Here is a 21,190-nt window from a genome sequence, read left to right on the forward strand (position 1 = left end):
TTCGCGCGCGGTGCGTGCATTGCCGCGCTTGCCGCAGTGCTTGCCAGCCATCCCGGCTACGCTTTTGCGCAGGATCGCTCGGCCAGTCCCGAACTCGAAGCGCTGATCCCCGACGAAGCGATCGACAATGCGCAGGAATGGGCCGCCGATGGCGTGCCTCCCGAAGAGCCGACGCCGATCGACGGGCCCAATCCGTTCCCGGCCGACGCCCCGGAGCTGGAGCCCGAGAGCCCGCTGGCCGATCTGCCCGGGCTGACCATCGACTGGCCCGATCCGCTTGAGCTGGCGCCGGTCGAGCAGGTCGAGGACGACGGCACGGCGACCTTCGCCGACGACAATCCGCTGCAGGCGGGGCCGCTGCTGATCGATCCGGTGGTGATCGATCTGACGGAACAACTGGCGCTCGCCTTCCCGAGCGAGCCCGACGCGTTCCCGCAGATGGATGATTTCGTCGACCAGTTCACCAGCCTTTCCACGATCGAGGCCTATGGCGACAGCGAGACCAATGTCGGCCAGCTGGGTGCGCGGGCGCGCGAGGACGAGGAATTGCTGGTGCGCCTGCTGCGCGCCTATGGCTATTACGATGGCGAGATCGTGCGCGAGGTCGGCCCCAATCTGATCGACGGGTCTGACGAGCGGCCGCAGGTCCGCTTCAACGTGCTGCCGGGCGAGCGTTTCACATTCGGCACTATCGATCTGGGCGATCTTGATCAGGCACCCAACTTCCAGGAACTGCGTGGCGCGTTCGAGCTCAAGCCCGGCGACTATGTCGACAGCTACGACATCGTGCGCGAGCGGGGCGATCTGGACACCGCGCTGGGCAATACCGGCTATCCCTTCGCCGAGATCGACGCGCCCGAGCTGCTGATCGACCATGCCCGGATCGAAGGCGATCTGACGATGCCGGTGCGGCCCAACGGTCGCTACGTCTTCGGCAAGGTGATCTCCGAAGAGCCGGACTTCCTCTCCGGCAGACACCTCGGTTCGATCGCGAGGTTCGAGCCTGGCGATATCTACAACCGCGACGACGAGCAGGATTTGCGCCGCGCGATCATCGCCACCGGCCTGGTCTCTTCCACAACCATCACTCCGGTGGAGGCAAAGGCCCCCGCCAATGGCGAGCCGGGCGTGGTCGACATGAAGGTCGGCCTGACCAAGGCGAAGCTGCGGACCATCGCGGGCGCTATCGGCTATGGCACCGAAGAGGGCGTCCGCGTCGAGGCAAGCTGGGAGCATCGCAACCTGTTCCCGCCCGAAGGCGCGCTGAAGCTGCGCGGCGTTGTCGGCACGCAGGAACAGCTGGCGGGCATCACCTTCCGCAAGAGCAATTTCGGCGGGCGCGACCGCATCCTGACGGTCGACGCCTTCGCCAGCTCTCTCGACAACACCGCCTTCGCCGCAGACACCGCCAGCCTGATCGCAACCTACGAGAAGCTTTCGACGCTCCTTTTCCAGAAGCCGTTCAGCTGGAGCATGGGGCTTGAACTGGTCGCATCGGACGAGCGGCTTGCGTTCGATATCGATAACAGCAGCCTCGACAGCGCCACCCCGCCGCCGCGCCAGACCTATTTCGTCGCCGCGCTGCCGCTCTACGGGCAGATCGACACCACCGACGATCTGCTCAACCCGACCGAGGGTTTCCGAGTCTCGCTGCGCACTTCGCCCGAGGTTTCGCGCACGAAGGGGATGCAGAGCTTCTACGTCCGCAACCAGGCGGATGCGTCCTATTACAAACAGATCGGCGAGAATGGTCCGATCCTCGCCGGGCGCGTCGGCGTCGGCTCGATCACCGGGGCCGGGCTCAACGACATCGCACCCTCGCGGCGGTTCTTCGCTGGTGGCGGCGGCTCCGTGCGTGGCTTCGGCTATCGGGCCATCGGGCCGCGCAACGACGATAACGATCCGATCGGCGGGCGCTCGCTGGTCGAAGTCTCGGCCGAAGTGCGTATTCCGACCCCGCTGTTCGACGGCGCGGTGCAGGTCGTGCCCTTCGTCGATGCAGGGTCTGTCGGGGTGGAGCAATATCCCGATTTCGAGGACATTCGCGTCGGCGCCGGTGTCGGTGTGCGCTACCTGAGCGGATTCGGCCCGCTGCGGCTGGACGTCGCCTTCCCGATCAATCCGCGTCCGACCGACAGCTTCGTCGCTGTCTACGTCTCGCTGGGGCAGGCCTTCTGATGAGCGAAGAGGCGATCCGGGAAGAGGCGACCGAAGACGCGCCGCGGGCAAAGAGCACCGGTACGCGCATCGCCAAGTGGGCCGTGGGTATTGTGGTCGTGCTGGCATTGCTGGGCGCGGCATTGGTCGCAGGCCTCAACAGTCCGATCGGCAAGCGCTGGATCGTCGACCAGGTCGCCAAGATAGAGCCCAAGTCGGGCCTGCGTATCTCGATCGGGCGGATCGAGGGCAGCATCTACAGCGATCTCGTCCTGCACGACCTCTCGCTCGCGGACCCGCAGGGCGTGTTCCTGACCGTGCCCGAGGTCGATCTCGACTGGAATCCGTTCGCCTGGCTTAGCAGCGGGCTCGATATCGACTCGGTCGAAGCGCGGCGGGGCGAGCTCAAGCGTTTGCCGAAACTCAATCCCGGCGATCCGGATTCGCCTATGCTGCCGGGCTTCGACATCCGGATCGACGAGCTCGAGCTGGTGGACTGGACGCTGGCCCCGGGCATCGCGGGCGATGCGCGGCGGCAGGTCAATCTGGTCGGCAGCGCGGATATCCGCGATGGTCGCGCGATGGTGAAGGCCAACGGGCGCTTCGGGGAGGGCGACCGGCTGGTGCTCGACCTGACTGCCGAGCCCGATGGCGATCTCTTCGATGTCGACATGCGCGTCGATGCGCCAGCAGGCGGAGTGATCACGAGTCTGGCCAATCTCGATGGAGACTATGTCGGGCGGATCGACGGCGACGGCACTTGGAAAGACTGGTCGGGCGACATGCTGCTCAACCGTAACGGCGAATCTGTCGCCCGCTTCCGGCTGAGCGCGAAGGACGGAAAATACGGCGTTGTCGGGCGGGCCGACACGACACCGTTCCTCACCGGAATTCCTCAGCGCGCGCTGGGCCGCGACACGCGTATCGAGGCCGCCGGTACTTTTGCGGACCGGGTTCTCGACGGCAAGCTCAAGCTGATCGGGCAGGGCCTCTCGCTGGTCGCCGAAGGCGGCGCGAACCTGGCGGATAATCGCGCGGACGCCATCAAGTTCGAGGCCGCGGTGCGCGATCCGCGCCTGTTCGGGGAGAACCTGCAACTGGTCGGCGCACAGGCGAGCGGCACGATCGACGGGCCGTTCCGCGATCTCGCCATTCCCTTCCGCCTCGTGGCGCAGCGCTTCGATGCTGGCAGCGCCACGATCAGCAATATCGCGCAGGAAGGCACCGCGACCTATGATGGTAGCCGCTGGGTAATCCCGATCGACGCACGCGTCGGACGGATCGAGACCGGCAATGCGCTCGCCGATCCGCAGCTGATCGGCGGCACCGCCAACGGCCGGCTGGTGTTTACGGGGCGCGAGCTGGTGTCCGACAGCATCCGGATCAATTTCCCCGATGCCAGCGCGCAACTCTCGCTCAACGGCAATGTCGCGGAAAACCGCTGGCAGGTGCGCGGACCGGTGGCGGTCAACGGGCTCGCCTTCGACCAGATCGGCCGGGTCAATGCAGGCGGTTCGATCGACTTCCTCTATAACGGTGCCTGGAACCTAACCGCCGACGTGCGCGGGCAGGTGCCGCGCGTCACCAACGACACACTTGTCAATCTGGCGGGGCCGGTGATCGACTTTTCCGGCGGGGTGTCGCTTGCGCAGAACGCGCCGATCGATTTCCGCCAGGTGCGGCTCGACTCGCGCAAGCTGAACATGGTGCTCGACGGGCAGGTTACGCCGGGTACCACACGCGTGGCCGGGCGCGGACGGCAGGCGCAGTACGGGCCGTTCACTGTCGAAGCATCACTGACAGACCGTGGCCCCGAAGCGGTGCTGGTGTTCGCAGAGCCGCTGCCCGCTGCGGGTCTGCGCGACGTGCGCGTGGCGCTGAGCCCGATCGAAGAGGGCTTCCGGATCGAGACCGAGGGCGATTCGACGCTCGGCCGGTTCGATGGCACGCTCGGCCTGTTCTCGCCCCCGGGCGGGCCGACCCGCATTGCGGTGGAAACTCTGACCGTCTCCGAAACCAGCGTGACCGGCGATCTGACGCTGGGCGGCGGCGCTGCCAGCGGTACGCTGGCGCTGACTGGTGGCGGGCTCGACGGGACGATCATGCTCGCGCCGCGCAGCGGTGGGCAGGGCTTCGACGTTGCGCTGGCGGCGCGCAATGCGCGCTTCGGCGGGGCAACCACGCTCGAGATCGCGGAGGCCGACATTGATATGAGCGGTCAGATCGCGGACGGCGATACGACCATTCAGGGCACAGCGAGCGCGCAGGGAATCCTCTACGGCAACCTGTTCATCGGGCGGATGACCGCCGATGCGCGGCTGGTGAACGGGCGCGGCGATGTGAATGCGGCGATTGCCGGGCGGCGCGGGCGCGGGTTCGCGTTGCAGCTCGCAGCCGACATCGCGCCCGACCGTATTGCGCTGGCCACGCGCGGCAACCTCGCCGGGAAAGAGTTGACGATGCCGCGCCGCGCGGTGCTGACCAAGCTCGAAGGTGGCGGCTGGGCGCTCCAGCGCTCTCAGATCGATTACGGCGACGGCTTCGTGATTGCCGAGGGCCGCATGGGTGGCGAAGCCACCCGGTTCGACCTCAATGTGCGCGACATCCCCCTGTCGCTGGCGGATATCGTGATGGGCGATGCGGGGCTCGGCGGATCGCTGTCGGGCACAATCACCTATGCCGCGCCCAAGGACGGGCTGCCCACCGGGGAAGCGCGCGTGAGGGTCGACAAGTTCACCCGCTCTGGCGTGATCCTCGCCTCGCGCCCGGTCGACCTGTCGCTGGTCGCGCGGCTTGAGACAGACCGGCTTCAGACGCGCGCCATCCTCGACGATAACGGGACCGAAGGCGGACGAATCCAGGCGCTGATCTCCGACCTGCCGCGCAATGGCAGCCTGTTCGAACGTCTTCAGGCGGGCGACTTGTTCGGTCAGCTGCGCTATCGTGGCCCAGCGCAATCGCTCTGGCGGCTGGCTGCGATCGACCTGTTCGACTTTTCCGGGCCGGTCGCGGTTGCCGCCGATCTTCGCGGCACGCTGGCCGACCCGCGCGTGCGCGGGTCGCTGTCGAGCGATGATCTGCGCGTGCAGAGTTCGGTTTCCGGAACCGATATTCGCGACGCGAGCGTGCGCGGTGCCTTCGCCGGGTCGCGTCTGCAGATCACCGAGTTCCGTGGCACTGCGCCGAATGGTGGCGCGATCAACGGAAGCGGTGTGATCGACCTTGCCAATCTGGGCCCTGGTCGCGGGCCGGAAATCGATATTCGTGCCGCGGCGCAAAAGGCGCAGCTGATCGATGCTCGCGGATTGCAGGCAACCGTTACCGGCCCGCTGCGGATCGTTTCCAATGGATCGGGCGGCACCATCGCCGGGCGCCTGCTGGTCGAAAAGGCAAGCTGGCGTCTGGGCAACGGGGCACAGACTGCGAGCATTCCCACGATCAACACGCGCGAGATCAATCTGCCGCGCGATCGCTACCAGCCGTCTGCACCGGGCGCACCGTGGCGCTTCTTGGTCGATGCGCGCGCGCCGAGCCGCGTCGATGTGGACGGCATGGGGCTGGACAGCGAATGGAGCGCCGATGTCCGCGTGCGCGGCACCACGCAGGAGATGCGGATCGGGGGCGAGGCAAACCTGATCCGGGGTGACTACACCTTTGCGGGCGCACGCTTCGAGGTCACCCGCGGGCGGATCGAGTTCGATGAGAGTCGCGCGATCGACCCCCGGCTCGACATCGTCGCGGAGACCGACAATAACGGGATCGATGTGACGGTCAGCGTGGAGGGCAATGCCCAGCAGCCTGAGATCACCTTCAGCTCCAACCCCTCCCTGCCGGAAGAGGAAATCCTCTCGCGCCTGCTCTTCGGCGGTTCCATCACCAGCCTGTCTGCCACCGATGCCTTGCAGCTCGGCGCGGCGGTCGCTTCGCTGCGCGGAGGCGGCGGGCTCGACCCGATCAACCAGCTGCGCAGCGCCATCGGGCTCGATCGGCTGCGGATCGTCTCGGCGGACCCGGTGCTTGACCGGGGGACGTCGATTGCGCTGGGCAAAAACATCGGACGGCGGTTCTATGTCGAACTGATCACAGATGGGCGCGGCTACAGCGCGACCGATGCGGAATTCCGGATCACCAGCTGGCTTTCGCTGCTGGCCACGGTTTCGACCGTTGGGCGTAACGGTGTGTCCGTGGAGGCGAGCCGGGATTACTAGCCAACCTGCTGCGGCCTCCAGCGCGACCTGACAAGAGCTCTTGACTGACAAGAGCTCTTGACTGTAAAGAGCTCTTGTCAGCACCCGGGGTGGGTGCTGCCGGGAGAATGGTCGGTTGCAAAATCGTGTGAAGCACTACCGCGAAGGGACGGGCTGGAGCCAGGGCGAGCTTGCCCGCAGGCTCGGCGTGTCCCGCCAGACGATCAACGCGGTCGAAACCGACAAGTACGATCCCTCTCTCCCGCTGGCACTGCGCATGGCGAAGCTGTTCGCCGTCGACGTGCCGGATTTGTTTATCGACGACTGGGAGCCCTCCGAATGACTACCAATATCCAGCAAAAGCCGATCTGGCGTCGGCTTGCAGTCCCGCTGATCGTGGGAGCAGTCTCTGGCGGGTTGGGCGCATTCGCCTTCCTCCAGCTGACCGAGATCGACGGCGGCGACGGGCTGGGTACCTCGCGCGAAATCGCCGGCCTCGTCGGGGTCCTTTATGCCCTGTGCGGAGTGGCCGTTCTGCTCGGTGCTCTGAACCCCGCGGTGGGCGCCAAATTCCTCAATGTCGAGGATGCGGACGAACTGCGCGAACAGTCGCGCATGCTGGCTTACAGCGGGGTAGCGACGGTGCTGATCGGCCTTGCGCTGGGCGTGCTGGCGGTCTCTGGGGAAGGTGGCTTCGTCGCCGCCGAGATCAGCGCGATCGTCGCCGTCGCCTCGATTATCGCCGCCTCTATCCTGAGCATCGCAATGCAGCGCCACATCGACGAGCTGCAACGGGCCCTGTCGAATGATGCGGTGGCGAGTGCCTTTTATCTGATGGCATTTTTCGGCGGCGGCTGGGCGTTGCTTGCTCATCTCGACTTTGTCGCGCCGCCTGCGCCGCTCGACTGGCTGACCATGTTTGCGGCGACCCTGCTGATCGGCGCGTTCTGGCAGACTGCAAGACGTGGGCTGATGATGCGCGGACCCAATTGAGGGCGGGGCGAAAGGCAAACAAAAAGGCCGCCGGATCGCTCCGGCGGCCCTCCTGGTGATCTTTGCGATCCGGCGCGATTACGCGCTGTAGTACATGTCGAATTCGACCGGGCAGGGGGTGGTTTCGGTGCGCATCACCTCTTCCCACTTCAGCTCGGCATAGGCGTCGATCTGGTCCTTGGTGAAGACGTCACCCTTGAGCAGGAATTCGTGGTCTTCCTCCAGCGCGACCAGTGCTTCGCGCAGGGAGCCGCACACGGTCGGCACGTCGGCCAGTTCGGCCGGCGGCAGGTCGTAGAGATTCTTGTCCATCGCCTCGCCCGGGTGGATCTTGTTGGTGATCCCGTCGAGGCCCGCCATCAGCAGCGCCGAATAGGCGAGGTAGGGGTTGGCCATTGCATCGGGGAAGCGGAATTCGACGCGCTTCGCCTTTTCGCCCGCACCATAGGGGATGCGGCACGAGGCCGAGCGGTTGCGGGCCGAATAGGCGAGCAGCACCGGCGCTTCGAAACCCGGGACCAGCCGCTTGTAGCTGTTGGTGGTCGGGTTGGTGAAGGCGTTCAATGCCTTGGCGTGCTTGATGACGCCGCCGATGTAATAGAGGCAATTGTCCGACAGGCCGGCATAGCCGGTGCCTGCGAAGGTCGGGTCGCCGTTCTTCCAGATCGACATATGCGTGTGCATGCCGCTGCCGTTATCGTCCTTGATCGGCTTGGGCATGAAGGTCGCCGACTTGCCGTAGGCATGCGCGACCTGGTGCACGACGTACTTGTAGATCTGCATGTTGTCGGCGGTTTCGACCAGGGTCGAGAAGGTCAGGCCCAGCTCGTGCTGCGCTGCGGCAACCTCGTGGTGGTGCTTGTCGCAGTTGAGGCCCATTTCCTTCATCGTGGCGACCATCTCGCCGCGAATGTCGACCGCGGAGTCGACCGGCGCGACGGGGAAGTAACCGCCCTTGGCGCGGGGCCGGTGGGCCATGTTGCCCGCGTCGTATTCGCGGCCCGAGTTGGTCGGCAGCTCGATATCGTCGATGGAGAAGCCCGAACCGGCATAGCCGTCTTCGAAGCGGACATCGTCGAACATGAAGAATTCGGCTTCGGGGCCGACATAGACGGTGTCGCCCACGCCGGTCGACTTGAGATAGGCTTCCGCACGCTTCGCGGTGGAGCGCGGATCGCGTGCGTACCAGTCGCCCGTGTTGGGCTCCACGATGTCGCAGAAGATGATCATCATCGGGGTCGCGCTGAACGGATCGAGATAGACCCGCTCCAGATCGGGGCGCAGGATCATGTCGGATTCGTTGATGACCTTCCAGCCGGCGATCGACGAACCGTCGAACATCAGGCCGTCTTCCAGTTCATCCTCCGTCAGGACATCGGCGACCATGGTCAGGTGCTGCCATTTGCCCTTGGGATCGGTGAACCGCAGGTCGACCCACTCGATATCCTGTTCCTTGATCTGTTTCAGAATGTCGCTGGCAGTTGACATGATGCTCCTTTCGGATGGTTTTCGGGCGGAAATGCCCGGGAAATCTTATCGCAGGTAAATGCTAGATCGCGTCGTCGTCCCGTTCGCCGGTGCGAATGCGGAGCGCGGAATCGATCGTTGAGACGAAGATCTTGCCGTCGCCGATACGGCCCGTCTGGGCGACGCCCGCGATCGCTTCGACCACGCGCTCTGCCAGCGCGTCGGCCACGACGACCTCGAGCTTCACCTTGGGCAGGAAATCGACGACATATTCGGCACCGCGGTAGAGTTCGGTGTGGCCCTTCTGGCGTCCGAAGCCCTTGGCCTCGATCACGGTGATGCCCGAGACCCCTACCTCGTGCAGCGCCTCCTTCACCTCGTCGAGTTTGAAGGGTTTGATGATCGCTTCGATCTTTTTCACCGCGTGCCGTGTCCTTCCCGTTCGGGTCTGCCGCTGCGAGTCGGCGAATTGTCACACGAGCCTAGTGCAATGTTGCACTGCGATAAAGGGGCAACCTCATTGCGCGAAATCGGGCCTTCGCGCTGCATTTGTGCCTATCGCAGTTGCAGCGACGCAGTTTCAGGAAAGCCTGCCATCAGGTTGAGGTTCTGGATCGCGGCCCCGCTGGCCCCCTTGCCGAGGTTATCGAGCAGGGCGACGAGGCGCACGTTCCAGCCGCCTTCATTGCCGAAGACGTGGAGCCGCATTCCGTCATCCGGCGCAGCATCGCGGTGCAGCAGCAATTCGCCCGGATCGCCCTTGGCCATCACCTCGACGACCTCGGAATCCGCGTAGAACCTGGCCAGCTCGTCGCGAAGGGTGTCGGCGGTCGGTTCGGTCCGCATCGCACCAAGATGCAGCGGTACCTCGACCAGCATTCCGCGATAGGCGGGCACCACACTGGGCGCGAAGAGCACGGCGTGATCGAGGCCTGCATGGCGCTGCATCTCGGGCAGGTGCTTGTGGGTGAGGTTGAGGCCGTAGGTGCGAAAGGCGATGTCGGGCTCGTCCGCAAACCGTTCGATGAGCGCCTTGCCGCCGCCGGAATAGCCGCTGACCGCGTTGACGGTGAAGGGCCAGTCGGCGGGCAGCAGCCCGGCACGCACCAGCGGTGCGACCAGCGCGAGGAAGCCGGTCGGGTAGCAGCCGGGGTTGCTGACGCGGACGGCGTCCGCAATCCGTTCGCGCCCGATCAGTTCGGGAAAACCATAGGTCCAGCCGTCGGCGACGCGGTGTGCGGAGGAGGCATCGACGATGCGCGTCTTCGCTGCCGGGTCGACCAGCTCGACCGCCTCGCGCGCGGCATCGTCGGGCAGGCACAGCACTGCGAAGAGCGTGTCGTTGAGCGCCTCGCGCCGCGCATCGGCATCCTTGCGCCGCGCCTCTTCGAGGACGACGGGCGTGAAGTGGGGATGCGCCTCGAGCCGGGCGACGATTTCCAGCCCGGTGGTCCCTGCAGCGCCATCGACGAAAACTTCGGTGGTCATGACCAGCGGCCCATCAGGGGAAGGCCGAGCGCCGGACATAGCCCGACGGACCTTCGGGGCCGAGGCAGCCCCATACCCAGCTTCCGGTGACGTCGAGAGCTTCGAACGTGGCACCTGGCTCCAGCGTGGTGATCACGTCGTCCTCTTCGAGGGTGGAACGCACCAGCGGCGCGGGGGCCTCGCCGATCTGCATCGGCACCGGCACCGCATAATTGGCGACGAGAAACCGCGGCGCGAGGTCGATATGCGCAAGGTCGCGGCGCAGCGGCAGCGTGCCCTTGTCGGGCCACACGACGGGGCCGGTCAGGCCGATCTGGCCTGCATGCGGGTGACTGGAAGGAAGATCGCTCACTAGAGTGGTTTGGTCATCATGTTCTGTTGTTTCTGGCCGCTTAGCCTGTGCGCCGCGGCTGAACAACCTCGGCGCGCTTTGCGACCACTTATGGCGCTCTTTTTCTAGGCCCCGAAGCGCTCGCGCAGCATGTGCCAGCTGGCGCGCAGTCCGTAGGCCTCACCGCCCTTGGGCCGCCCCGGTCTGGCGGTCGGCCGCCACGCGTAGGTGTCGAAATGCGCCCAGTCGATGTCTTCGCCTACGAACTGGTCGAGGAACAGGCCCGCGACGCTTGCGCCTGCAAAGCCGTTGGTGGGCGCGTTGATGCAGTCGGCGAGCGGGGAATCGAGCCATTCGCGGTAGAGAGCGGGCAGCGGCAGACGCCACGGCTCGTCATCATGGGCCTTGCCCGCAGAAATCAGCGCCGCGGCGGTTTCGTCGCGCCGAGTCATCAGCGCGGGATAGTCCGGCCCCAGCGCGACCCGCGCCGCGCCGGTCAGCGTGGCGAAGTCGATCAGCAGCTCGGGATTTTCCTCGCTCGCCCGGTCGAGCGCGTCGGCCAGAATCAGCCGGCCTTCTGCATCGGTGTTGGTGATCTCGACCGTCAGCCCCTTGCGGCTCTTGACGATATCGCCCGGGCGCAGCGCGTTGCCCGAGATCGCATTTTCCACCGCGGGCACCAGCAGGTGCAGGCGCACCGGCAGGTTGTGCTGCATCACCAGCTTCGCGAGCGCGATCGCGTGCGCCGCGCCGCCCATATCCTTCTTCATCAGCGCCATGCCGGTGGAAGACTTGATGTCGAGCCCGCCCGAATCAAAGGTGACGCCCTTGCCGACGATCGCCATGACGGGCGCGTCCTTCTTGCCCCAGGTCAGATGCATGATCCGCGGGGCATGGTGGCGCGCAGCCGCGCGGCCGACCGCGTGGACCAGCGGATAGTTCTGCTCGAGCTGATCGCCCCGGGTCACCTCGAGCCTGGCGTCGTGATCCTTCACCAGCGCTTCGAACTCGGCCTCGATCCCTGCCGGGCCCATCACCTCGGGCGGGGTGTCGACCAGCCGCCGCACCAGATTGACCGCTTGCGCCTCCGCAATCGCGGGTTCGATCGCCTTGGCGTTCTGGGTCAGCAGCACGCGTGCGCCCGGAGCTTCGGCATCGCTGCGGAACGCGAGGTTCTTGTACTGGGCCGTCTGCCAGCCGTGCAGGGCGGGGCCGGGCTCGCGCCCCTTGAGGCGATAGGTTCCGGCAGGCAGCACCTCGGCCAGCCGTGCGAGGCACCAGCTGGACAGCGAATCCGGATCGGCCACGCCGCCGACCGCGAACCACGCATTGCCTTCACCCGGCGTCGCGGGGACGATCGCGGTTTCGTAGCCCTTGCCGGTGAAGTTCTGCGCCTCCAGCATGGCGCGCTGGCCGTCGTTCAGGCCCTTCGCCCAATCGGCGAAGCCTGCATCGTTGACGAGGTGGAGGTCGGTTGCGTTCTGGCCCTTGTCGGGCTGTATCAAAGCCGTATCATTCATCCTATTATGCATGGCGACGAAGGCGCGCCGTGCCAACCGGATTCGCGCCGCGACAAGGGATTGAGATGATAATGGCCGCAGGTTTTGCGAAGCTTGTGCTGGTGATGGGCCTTGGTGTGGCGGGCTGTTCCTCGCCCGAAGACATGCAGCGCGATGTCGGGGTGGACCAGGACAAGGCCGCCGCCACCGCTTCGGCAGATGACGCGAAGGATGGCGAGAAGCCTGCCGGGCAGGGACGCGAGATTTCCGAAGAAAACGATCTCTACGCCTTTTCCTTCACCTATCCCGAAACGCTCGGCGCGGTGCCGGCGCTGAAGGACCGGCTCGACCAGCAAGCCAAGCGCGAGGAGGCCGACCTGCAACGCGCCGCCCGCGAGGCGAGCGAGGAGGCACGCGAGAACGGCTTTCCCTACAACCGCTACATGGTCACGATCGAGTGGAAGCCGGCCGGGCAAACCGACGAATGGCTCAGCCTGATCGAGAATGGGGCGACCTATTTCGGCGGTGCGCACGGCAATTACGGTCTCAGCTCCGTGCTTTGGAACAAGGGGGCGCAGCGCCTGCTCGAACCGATCATGCTGTTCGAATCGCAGGCCGCGCTGTCCGAAGCTCTGGGCGAGAGGTTCTGCAACGCGCTCGATACGCAGCGCATGGCCCGGCGTGGCGGCGAGCTGGACGAGGGCGACGATACCTTCAACCGCTGCCCCGACCTTGAGGAGCTGGAGCTTGTGCTGCTGTCCAATGGGCACAAGTTCGACCGGATCATGCTCTACGCGGCACCTTACGTGGCCGGGCCTTATGTCGAGGGCGATTATGAAGTCGAACTGAGCGTAGACGATGCGATCCGCGCGGCGGTGAAAGAGCGCTATCGCGACGATTTCGTCGGCTGACCTCGCTTTTTCGCGCGGTCGTGCGTATCTAGTGCGCCATGACCGAATACCAGACCATCGAAGCCGATTCCGACGTCTACCGCGACGGCACAATCAAGCTCCACGGCCCCGAAGGGTTCGAGGGGATGCGCAAGGCCGGGCGACTGGCCGCCGAAATCCTCGACCAGATGCCCGAGCTGGTGAAGCCCGGCGTAACCACCGCGAGCATCGACGATGCGATCCGCGGGATGATGCTGGATGCAGGCGCGGTGCCCGCGACGCTCGGCTATCGCGGCTACACGCACAGCAGCTGCATCTCGGTCAACCACGTGATCTGCCACGGCATCCCGGGCGAGAAGACGCTGAAAGATGGCGACATCCTCAATATCGACGTGACCCCGCTGCTCGACGGCTGGCACGGCGATACCAGCCGCATGTTCTTCGCCGGCGATCCGCCGCTCAAGGCGAAGAAGCTGGTCGAGGCGACGCACGAGGCGCTGATGATCGGGATCGACGCGGCGAGCAAACCCGGCGCGCGGCTGGGCGATATCGGCGCCGCGATCGAGGCGCATGCCAAGCAGCACCGCTATGGCGTGGTCCGCGAATTCTGCGGGCACGGGGTGGGGCGGCTGTTCCACGACGCGCCCGAAGTGGTCCATGTCGGCGTGGCGGGCAGCGGGCCGGAACTCAAGCCCGGCATGTTCTTCACCATCGAGCCGATGCTCAACGCGGGCAAGCCATGGGCCAAGGTGCTTGGCGACGGCTGGACCGCCGTGAGCCGCGACAAGTCGCTCTCCGCACAGTTCGAACACTCGCTCGCGATTACCGAGGATGGGGTGGAGATCTTCACGCTCAGCCCCACGGGCCGCGACAAGCCGCCCTACTGAGCTTCGCCAGGCATTGGTGCCTAATCCCGCGCCGCCCGAATAGCCGCAGCGGCGGCGAAGGGCGCGATTGCGCATAGGACCAGGCTGAAGGCACCGGCGAACAGCGCGCCGCTCATGTCCACGCGGGCGAGATGGCCCGCGCCGAAAATGACCAGCGGCACGGCCAGCGGCGCGAGCATCAGCCCGGCGAGCGCGGTGCCTCCCCTAAGCGACGCCAGCAGCGCGGCGGTCATCAGGCCGATCGCGGCGAGGCCCGGCGTGCCTGCCAGCAGGCTCGCGAGCAGTCGCCAGAAGGTCGGTCCGCTCAGCGATAGCAGTGCCGAGGCGGGCAGGGTGGCGATAAGGATCAGCGGACCGAAACTGAGCCAGTGCGCGATCAGCCGCGCGGTCATTGCCACTTCTTCGCTGATCCCGCGCAGCCGCAGTTGGTCGAAAACGCCTGCGTCGCGGTCTGCCGCAACCAGCCGGTCGAGTGGCAGGATGCTCGCAAGCAGCGCGGCGACCCACAGGACTCCGCCACCCGTGCGCGCGAGCAGGCTCGGCTCAGGCCCGACGGCGAAGGGGAACAGCACCGCGACCAGCAGGAAGAAGATCAGCGGCAGAAAGGCGGAGCCGCGCGCACCGCCGGGCAGCAGGATCGCGAGGTCGCGGCGCAGCAGGATCGCGAAGGCGCTCATGCTGCATACTCCGCCAGATCGAGCACCCGTGCGGGCAGATCGACCGGCTGGTGCGAAACGTACAGGCACAGCCCGCCATCGCCGCAATGCTCCGCGATCAGATCGGCGAGCAGCGCCTGCGATGCGGTGTCGAGCCCGGCGAAGGGCTCGTCGAGGAGCCAGATCGCGCGGGCCCGCAGCAGCAGGCGGGCGATCACCGCGCGCTGTTTCTGGCCGGTAGACAGGTAGCCGGTCGGGATATCCGCCAGCGCATCGACACCCAGCCGCTCCATCGCACCGGTCGGATCGCCCGCGCCATCCAGTCGCGCCCAGAACCGCATCGCGTCACCCAGTTCGCGGTCGAGATCGAGCGCATGGCGGCCGTCTACCAGGCCAACCTCGCCGGTGCGCTCCACTTCGCCCGCAAAGGGCCGCGCGAGCCCGGCGAGGATCCGCATCAGGCTGGTCTTGCCCACGCCATTGGGCCCGCGCACATGCAGCATGTCGCCGGGGCCGAGATCGAGCGTCAGCTTGCGGAAAAGCAGGCGCTCGCCGCGACGGCAGGCGAGATCGCGAGCGGAGAGGCGGGCTTGCATGGCTGCGCGGGTTAGGCGAGGGGGCGCGTGACGGCAATATCATCCGGTAGCGAAAGGACATTCCCATGGCGGTCGAGAAACTGAGCGAAGAGGAACGTGGAAGCTGGCTGGAAGCGCTCGACGGGTGGGAAATGGCGAGCGACCGCGACGCGATCGTGCGCACCTTCAAGTTCGAGGATTTCAGCGAGGCATGGGGATTCATGAACCGGGTCGCGCTGATCGCCGAGAAGAACGACCATCATCCCGAATGGTCCAATGTATACAACACGGTCGAGATCACGCTGACCACGCATGATGCGGACGGTCTGTCGCATCGCGACGTGCACATGGCACAGGCGATCAACGGGCTCTAGATTTACAGCGTTCAGGCGACCGGTTCACGGAAGCGAAGTTACAGGTCAGGGTCCGCCCATCGCGCCTGCGTTGCGGCGGACCTGTTTGCGCATCTGCCCCCGCAGAAAGCGCGAGGCGAAGCCGACTCGTTTGGCGGTCTTGCCGACCAGCGTGTGCAGCTTGTCGCCATTGACCGCAGCCCACGCGGCCTCTCCGACATCGGCGACCGGAGTGATCTCTAGCCCGGCGGCCTTCACCCGGTCGCGGATCGCTTCGTTGGTCTGCCCATTGGGGAGCTGGTCGATCAGCGGGGTTTCGATGAAGCTGGGCATGATCGACCGCACGTTGATGCCGTATTCGGCCCATTCGCCATCGAGGCTTTCGGTGATCGCGCGCACGCCGAACTTGGTCGCGGAATAGACGCTGGCGCCCGCGGTGCCATAAAGGCCCGCCGCGCTCGCGGTGTTGAGCAGGCACGATCCGGGTGCGGTCTTCTTGAGGTGCGGCAGCGCGGCCTGCGCGCCGAACAAGACGCCCTTCAGATTGATGTCGAGGCAGCGTTCGATCTCCTCGACGCTGTTCTGGTCGAGCGAGCCGCCCAGCGGGATGCCCGCATTATTGGCGACCACGTCGATCCGGCCGCCTGAGGCCATGGAGAACGCATTGAGCGCTTCGTCCCACGCATCCCGGTCGCGCACATCGAAGGTGTGGCCGAAGCTGAAGCCGAGCCCGATCAGGTGCTGGGTTTCGACCATCCCCTTTTCGTTCACATCGCCGAGGCCGACGAACCAGCCTTCCTTGGCGAAACGCTGCGCGATGGCGCGCCCGATGCCGGACGCGCCGCCGGTGATGAAGATCGCTTTCCTGTCCATGAGGCTTCCCGTCTGCTTCCGTTGCATCTGACCTCATGCCCACCCGTGGCCCCTCCCGCAAGCGGCGGGAGGGGAGGGTGTCGGCTCAGTCCCCGTCGATCGCGGCCTTGAGGCCCTGAACGAAGTCAGCGCCTTCCTCGATCTGGGCGGTCGATTCCTCGATTGTCTCGCCGATCGGCTCGGCGCGCCCGCCAAGGCAGGTGGCGAGGAAGTTCTCGGTCACCGCGTTGAACGCGATGTTGTTGGACGGCTTCGCGAAACCGTGCCCTTCGTCGGGGAACAGCACGTAGGTGACGGGGATGTTCTTCGCCTTCATCGCCTCGACGATCTGGTCGCTTTCCGCCTGGTTGACGCGCGGGTCGTTCGCCCCCTGGCCGATCAGTAGCGGCTTCACGATCTGGTCCGCCTTGTACAGCGGCGAGGCGTCGATCAGCAGCTGCTTGCCCTCGGGCGTGTTGGGGTTGCCCATCCGCTCGTGGAACTGTGCGACCACCGGGGCCCAGTAGGGCGGAATGGTGGAGAGCAGCGTTTCGAGGTTGGACGGGCCGACGATGTCGACCCCGCAGGCGAAGGTTTCGGGCGTGTAGGTCAGGCCCACCAGCGTGGCATAGCCGCCGTAGGAGCCGCCCATGATCGCGACCTTGTCCGGAATCGCGACGCCTTCGTCGATCGCCCACTTCGTGGCGTCGATCAGGTCGTCGTGCATGGTCTTGGACCATTGCAGGTTGGAGGCGTTGATGAAGTCCTTCCCGAACCCGGTCGAGCCGCGATAATTGACGCTCATCACCGCATAGCCGCGATTGGCGAGCCACTGGTGGTAACCGTTGAAGCCATAGGCGTCGCGCGCCCACGGTCCGCCGTGGACCAGCAGCACCATCGGCACCGGCTTGTCCGGCACGCCGTCGCCATCGCTGTCGCTGCCCGGCGGCAGGGTGAGGTAGGAGGGGAGGGTGAGCCCGTCGCGGCTCTTCAGCTCGAGCGTATGCATCGGCTGCAGCGGCGCGCCTTCCAGCTCAGGCCGGGTGACGTAGAGTTCGGTCAGCGTGTTGGCGGTGCGATCGTAGAGGAAGCTCTTCGCCGGGCCGACCACCGGATCATTGCCGATGATCCACTTGGTATCGTCCTCGGTGCGCGAGGAAATGCCGAACTCGCCTGTCAGGTTGGCTTCGAGGAAATCGAGCGAGGCCTTGATTTCCGGATCGAGCGCGACCCATTCGTTCTTGAGGTAATAGACCGAATAGGCCTCCACCTCGCCGGTCTTCTGGTCGCGGATCGATCCGCCGATATCGGCCTTCTCGTCCTGCGCGATCACCCGCGTTTCGCCCGTCTCGACGTCCATCGCGGTCAGCGCGGCGGTGTTGCGACCGCGGCTATCGAGCCAGTAGAGCGTCTTGCCGTCGGTGGTGAAACCCGCCGGGCTGGTGGTCAGCGAATCTTCGAGGCCGGTGCTGCCGAAAGGCTCTTCCTCGACAGCGTTGTCGACCACCTTGAAGAAATCCATCCCGCCTTCGGCGTTGGGTTTCAGCGCCAGGCGCACGTCGAGATTGTCGTCCGCGACGAACCCGGCATAGCCGTTGTTCTCGATCAGCTCGGTCAGCTCGCCGGTGTTGAGGTCGAGCATGTAGACGTCGTGATATTGCGGATCGCGGTTGTTGAGGCCGATCAGGATCTTGTCCTTGATCCGGTCGGACCCGCCGACGACCATCACCCGCGTGTTCTCGAAATCGGTCAGCGTGGTTTCCACGCCGGTTTCGACATTGACGCCGTAGAGCAGGAAATTCTCGTCCCCGCCCTTATCCTGAATATAGAGCAGGCTGGCGCTGTCCGGGGCCCAGAAATACTGGCGGATCGGGCGATCGGTCGCCTTGGTCATGACCTTCGCGTTGTCGAGATCGTCCGCCGGGGCCATCCACACGTTGAGCACGCCGTTCGACGGGGCGAGCCAGCTGATCCACTTGCCATCGGGGCTGATCTGACCGCCTGCGCGGGTCGGATTGCCGAACAGGCTTTCGCGCGGGATCAGCGGGGCTTTGGCGGCGGGGGTGGCTGCGGTCATGCTATCGTCCGTATGAGCAATGGATGGTGCGGCGGCTAGCGTGAGCGCGGCTGCGGCGCAACCAATGGCCAGACTCGTGCTCAGGGCGATCTTGCGGGTACGAAACATCAAACCTCTCCTCCTCAGGTCAATGATCGCAACCGTAAATGAGCCTTGTCACCATGTAAAGGGACATTGACGGGTCGCGTCGTCCCGCGCGGCAGTCAAAGTGCCGGATTGTCGTAGCAATGCCAGGTGAAGATCGCGACCGCGCCGCGGTGCGGGCGCCACGGTTCGGCGAGGGCGCGAGTTGCCTTCTCGTCCGGGCGTTCTTCGTGGCCGAGGATCTTGCCGATCCCCGCCATCACCGCCAGATCGCCCGCAGGCCAGATGTCGGGGCGGCCTTCCGCGAACAGCAGGTAGATTTCGGCCGACCAGCGCCCGATCCCCTTGATCCGGGTGAGCTGGGCAATCGCCTCCTCATCGTCCTCCGGCAGGTTGTGAAGGTCCAGCTCGCCCGCGTGGACCAGTTCGCACAGGCTGCGCGCATAGCCCTGCTTCTGGCGCGACAGGCCGCACGCACGCAGCGTGTCGAAATCGCGTTCGAGCAGGCATGACGGGGTGAAATCCTCGCCCAGCTCGGCCTCCAGCTTGGTCCACACGCTCGCCGCGGAGGCGACGCTGACCTGCTGGCCGACGATGGTTCGCAGCAGCGTCTTGTACCCGGTCGGGCGGATGCGCGGTTCGGGATAGCCGGCGATCTCCAGCGCGCGCGCCATGTCGGGCTCGATCGCAGCCACGCTGTCCAGCCCGCGGCGTATCTGTTGTGCGCTCAGGCCCATGGCCGATCCTCCGATTGTGTGGGCCGACCGCCCCTACGCTTGGCCAGTTGCCCGTCGCTTTGCTTGCGCATTTGCGTACCCATCTGCTTGCATTGCCGAAACGCAGCTTTTAGCAGCCGCGTCAACGGCGCGCGCGAGAGCGCCGCCCGGGGATGAGATAAAGGACAGCCAATGCCCAAGCTTACCGTGGTCGACCGCAGTGGAACCGAGCGCACGATCGAGGTCGGCGACGGCCTGACCGTGATGGAGGCGATCCGCGACAACGGCTTCGACGAGTTGCTAGCGCTGTGCGGCGGGTGCTGCTCGTGCGCGACCTGCCACGTCCATGTCGACCCGGCGTTCGGCGACAAGCTGCCCGCGATGAGCGAGGACGAGGACGATCTGCTGGAAAGCAGCGACCACCGCAACGAAACCTCGCGCCTGTCGTGCCAGATCGAGTTCACCTCCGATCTCGACGGGCTGAAGGTCCAGATCGCTCCCGAGGATTGAGCGGCAAGACTGACTTGCAGGCCCGATAGCGGATCGCGGTTGCTGCGCGGGCCGCTCAGGCGCTAAGCGGTTGCCATGAAAGCTCCCGCCCCCCTGCCACGCGCTCTCGACCTTATCGGCAACACCCCGCTCGTCCGGCTTGCAGGGCCGAGCGAGGCGGCGGGCTGCGACATCTACGGCAAGTGCGAATTCGCCAATCCGGGCGGCTCCGTGAAGGACCGCGCGGCGCTGTGGATCATCCGCGATGCCGAGGCACGCGGAGAGCTGAAGCCGGGCGGCACGATCGTCGAAGGAACGGCGGGCAATACCGGGATCGGGATCGCGCTGGTCGCCAATGCGCTCGGCTACAAGACGATCATCGTGATGCCCGACAACCAGGCGCGCGAGAAGATGGATACGCTGCGCGCGCTGGGTGCGCAGCTGGTGCTGGTGCCGCCGACCAAGTTCGCCAATCCCGGCCACTTCGTCCACACCTCGCGCCGGCTGGCGGAGGAGACCGAGGGCGCGATCTGGGCCAACCAGTTCGACAATATCGCCAACCGCCGCGCGCATATCGACAGCACCGCGCCCGAATTGTGGGACCAGCTGGAAGGCCGGATCGACGGCTTCACCTGCGCTGCGGGGACCGGCGGCACGATCGCCGGCGTCGGCTTGGGGCTGAAGGAAAAGGACGAAAACGTCCGCATCGCGCTGACCGACCCGCACGGCGCGGCGCTGTATAATTACTACGCCAACGGAGAACTGTCGTCAGAAGGTTCTTCGGTGGCCGAAGGGATCGGGCAGGGGCGGATCACCGCCAATCTCGACGGCGCGCCGATCGACACGCAGTTCCGCATCTCCGATGAGGAGGGGCTGGAATGGGTCGCGCGTCTGCTGAAGGAAGAAGGCCTGTGCCTCGGCCTGTCGTCGGGCATCAACGTCGCGGGCGCGGTCGCGCTGGGCAAGCAACTCGTTGCGGACGGCCGTACAGACGCCCGCGTCGCGACGATTTTGTGCGACAGCGGCTTCCGCTATCTCTCGACGATCTTCAACGCCGAATGGCTGCGCGACAAGGGCTTGCCGGTGTTTGACTGGCTTCGCGATTGACCCGCACCGCGCGGGCACTAAATTCGCTGGCCATGGCCCTGATACCGGACTTCGAAGCGCAACGCCCCGCCGCCGATCCAGTCAATCCCCGCGATGCGGAGGTGATGCAGCGGCTGCGTGTCGGGATTGGCGGGATCGTGACGGTTCTGCTGGTCGTCGGCCTCGCCAATGTCATCACCGACCGCGTGTTGCGGACCGAGGAAACCACGGTGCCGCAGGCAGCGCCGACGGTGGAGCCCAGCGCTGCAACCCCCGCGAGCGATCCGCTGTCCGATGCGGGCGTGGTCCCCGATTTGCCCGAACAGCCCGAAGCCGAGCCCATCCCCGAAGGTCCCGTGCTGCCCGAGCAGGGCGAAGGTGCCCCGGTTGAGTAGGATCCGGG

General features: G+C 65.8%; 20 protein-coding genes. 10 read left to right on the plus strand and 10 right to left on the minus strand.

Features of this window, described 5'->3' with window-relative positions; all coding sequences use genetic code 11:
- The first annotated feature begins 36 nt into the window (after window positions 1-36).
- From VO57_007570 to VO57_007585, 4 genes are all read left to right on the plus strand, one after another.
- Window positions 37-2,178 carry a BamA/TamA family outer membrane protein gene (locus VO57_007570; GenBank protein XBL71182.1) on the plus strand — a complete coding sequence of 714 codons (2,142 nt, stop codon included), beginning with the start codon at window positions 37-39 and terminating at the stop codon, window positions 2,176-2,178.
- On the plus strand, window positions 2,178-6,365 hold the full coding sequence (locus VO57_007575) for a translocation/assembly module TamB domain-containing protein (GenBank protein ID XBL71183.1): 4,188 nt from the start codon (window positions 2,178-2,180) through the stop codon (window positions 6,363-6,365). The genes VO57_007570 and VO57_007575 overlap by 1 nt, the downstream gene beginning before the upstream one ends.
- A 115-nt stretch (window positions 6,366-6,480) precedes the next feature.
- Window positions 6,481-6,687 (plus strand): helix-turn-helix transcriptional regulator, encoded by a 207-nt coding sequence (locus VO57_007580; protein XBL71184.1) that lies wholly within the window; start codon window positions 6,481-6,483, stop codon window positions 6,685-6,687.
- Window positions 6,684-7,337 carry a hypothetical protein gene (locus tag VO57_007585; GenBank protein ID XBL71185.1) on the plus strand — a complete coding sequence of 218 codons (654 nt, stop codon included), beginning with the start codon at window positions 6,684-6,686 and terminating at the stop codon, window positions 7,335-7,337. Before VO57_007580 ends, VO57_007585 begins: the two co-directional genes overlap by 4 nt.
- Before the next feature lie 78 nt (window positions 7,338-7,415).
- Here VO57_007585 and glnA read toward each other — a convergent pair whose 3' ends face one another.
- The 5 genes from glnA to VO57_007610 all read right to left on the minus strand — a co-directional run bounded on the left by glnA (window position 7,416) and on the right by VO57_007610 (window position 12,143).
- Window positions 7,416-8,825, minus strand: coding sequence for a type I glutamate--ammonia ligase (gene glnA / locus VO57_007590; protein XBL71186.1), 1,410 nt, complete (start codon window positions 8,823-8,825; stop codon window positions 7,416-7,418).
- Between the two features lie 61 nt (window positions 8,826-8,886).
- Entirely contained in the window at window positions 8,887-9,225 is a 339-nt protein-coding gene (locus tag VO57_007595; protein XBL71187.1) for a P-II family nitrogen regulator, read from the minus strand.
- Between the two features lie 134 nt (window positions 9,226-9,359).
- On the minus strand, window positions 9,360-10,292 hold the full coding sequence (argC, locus tag VO57_007600; protein XBL71188.1) for an N-acetyl-gamma-glutamyl-phosphate reductase: 933 nt from the start codon (window positions 10,290-10,292) through the stop codon (window positions 9,360-9,362).
- Window positions 10,293-10,305: 13 nt separating this feature from the next.
- The gene (locus tag VO57_007605) at window positions 10,306-10,644 is read right to left on the minus strand and encodes a hypothetical protein (protein ID XBL71189.1); all 339 of its coding nucleotides are present in this window, start codon (window positions 10,642-10,644) and stop codon (window positions 10,306-10,308) included.
- Between the two features lie 104 nt (window positions 10,645-10,748).
- Entirely contained in the window at window positions 10,749-12,143 is a 1,395-nt protein-coding gene (locus VO57_007610) for a leucyl aminopeptidase family protein (GenBank protein ID XBL71190.1), read from the minus strand.
- A 71-nt stretch (window positions 12,144-12,214) separates the two neighbouring features.
- On the opposite strand from VO57_007610, the gene VO57_007615 reads away from it, so the two are divergent.
- The gene (locus VO57_007615) at window positions 12,215-13,033 is read left to right on the plus strand and encodes a DUF4163 domain-containing protein (GenBank protein ID XBL71191.1); all 819 of its coding nucleotides are present in this window, start codon (window positions 12,215-12,217) and stop codon (window positions 13,031-13,033) included.
- 38 nt (window positions 13,034-13,071) lie between these two features.
- Window positions 13,072-13,899 (plus strand): type I methionyl aminopeptidase, encoded by an 828-nt coding sequence (gene map / locus VO57_007620; GenBank protein XBL71192.1) that lies wholly within the window; start codon window positions 13,072-13,074, stop codon window positions 13,897-13,899.
- 20 nt (window positions 13,900-13,919) lie between these two features.
- On the opposite strand, the gene VO57_007625 is transcribed toward map, so the two are convergent.
- Window positions 13,920-14,576 (minus strand): heme exporter protein CcmB, encoded by a 657-nt coding sequence (locus tag VO57_007625; GenBank protein ID XBL71193.1) that lies wholly within the window; start codon window positions 14,574-14,576, stop codon window positions 13,920-13,922.
- Window positions 14,573-15,151 carry a heme ABC exporter ATP-binding protein CcmA gene (gene ccmA / locus VO57_007630; protein XBL71194.1) on the minus strand — a complete coding sequence of 193 codons (579 nt, stop codon included), beginning with the start codon at window positions 15,149-15,151 and terminating at the stop codon, window positions 14,573-14,575. The genes VO57_007625 and ccmA overlap by 4 nt, the downstream gene beginning before the upstream one ends.
- 65 nt (window positions 15,152-15,216) lie before the next feature.
- On the opposite strand from ccmA, the gene VO57_007635 reads away from it, so the two are divergent.
- Window positions 15,217-15,504, plus strand: a complete 288-nt coding sequence (locus VO57_007635; GenBank protein XBL71195.1) for a 4a-hydroxytetrahydrobiopterin dehydratase — start codon at window positions 15,217-15,219, stop codon at window positions 15,502-15,504.
- Between the two features lie 45 nt (window positions 15,505-15,549).
- Here VO57_007635 and VO57_007640 read toward each other — a convergent pair whose 3' ends face one another.
- From VO57_007640 to VO57_007650, 3 genes are all read right to left on the minus strand, one after another.
- Window positions 15,550-16,356 carry an SDR family oxidoreductase gene (locus VO57_007640; protein XBL71196.1) on the minus strand — a complete coding sequence of 269 codons (807 nt, stop codon included), beginning with the start codon at window positions 16,354-16,356 and terminating at the stop codon, window positions 15,550-15,552.
- Between the two features lie 85 nt (window positions 16,357-16,441).
- On the minus strand, window positions 16,442-18,412 hold the full coding sequence (locus VO57_007645; protein XBL71197.1) for a S9 family peptidase: 1,971 nt from the start codon (window positions 18,410-18,412) through the stop codon (window positions 16,442-16,444).
- A 203-nt stretch (window positions 18,413-18,615) separates the two neighbouring features.
- A complete protein-coding gene (locus VO57_007650) occupies window positions 18,616-19,233 on the minus strand; it encodes a DNA-3-methyladenine glycosylase (protein XBL71198.1) in 618 nt (205 codons plus the stop codon).
- A 171-nt stretch (window positions 19,234-19,404) separates the two neighbouring features.
- On the opposite strand from VO57_007650, the gene VO57_007655 reads away from it, so the two are divergent.
- The 3 genes from VO57_007655 (at window position 19,405) to VO57_007665 (ending at window position 21,182) form a co-directional block, all read left to right on the plus strand.
- The gene (locus tag VO57_007655; protein ID XBL71199.1) at window positions 19,405-19,722 is read left to right on the plus strand and encodes a 2Fe-2S iron-sulfur cluster-binding protein; all 318 of its coding nucleotides are present in this window, start codon (window positions 19,405-19,407) and stop codon (window positions 19,720-19,722) included.
- 75 nt (window positions 19,723-19,797) lie between these two features.
- Window positions 19,798-20,808: a cysteine synthase A gene (locus tag VO57_007660; protein XBL71200.1), complete on the plus strand. Its 1,011-nt coding sequence runs from the start codon at window positions 19,798-19,800 to the stop codon at window positions 20,806-20,808.
- Window positions 20,809-20,840: 32 nt separating this feature from the next.
- Window positions 20,841-21,182 carry a hypothetical protein gene (locus VO57_007665; GenBank protein ID XBL71201.1) on the plus strand — a complete coding sequence of 114 codons (342 nt, stop codon included), beginning with the start codon at window positions 20,841-20,843 and terminating at the stop codon, window positions 21,180-21,182.
- Window positions 21,183-21,190: the final 8 nt, after the last annotated feature.

The sequence above is a fragment of the Citromicrobium bathyomarinum genome (assembly GCA_001306305.2).
GTDB classification, from domain to species: domain Bacteria; phylum Pseudomonadota; class Alphaproteobacteria; order Sphingomonadales; family Sphingomonadaceae; genus Alteriqipengyuania; species Alteriqipengyuania bathyomarina.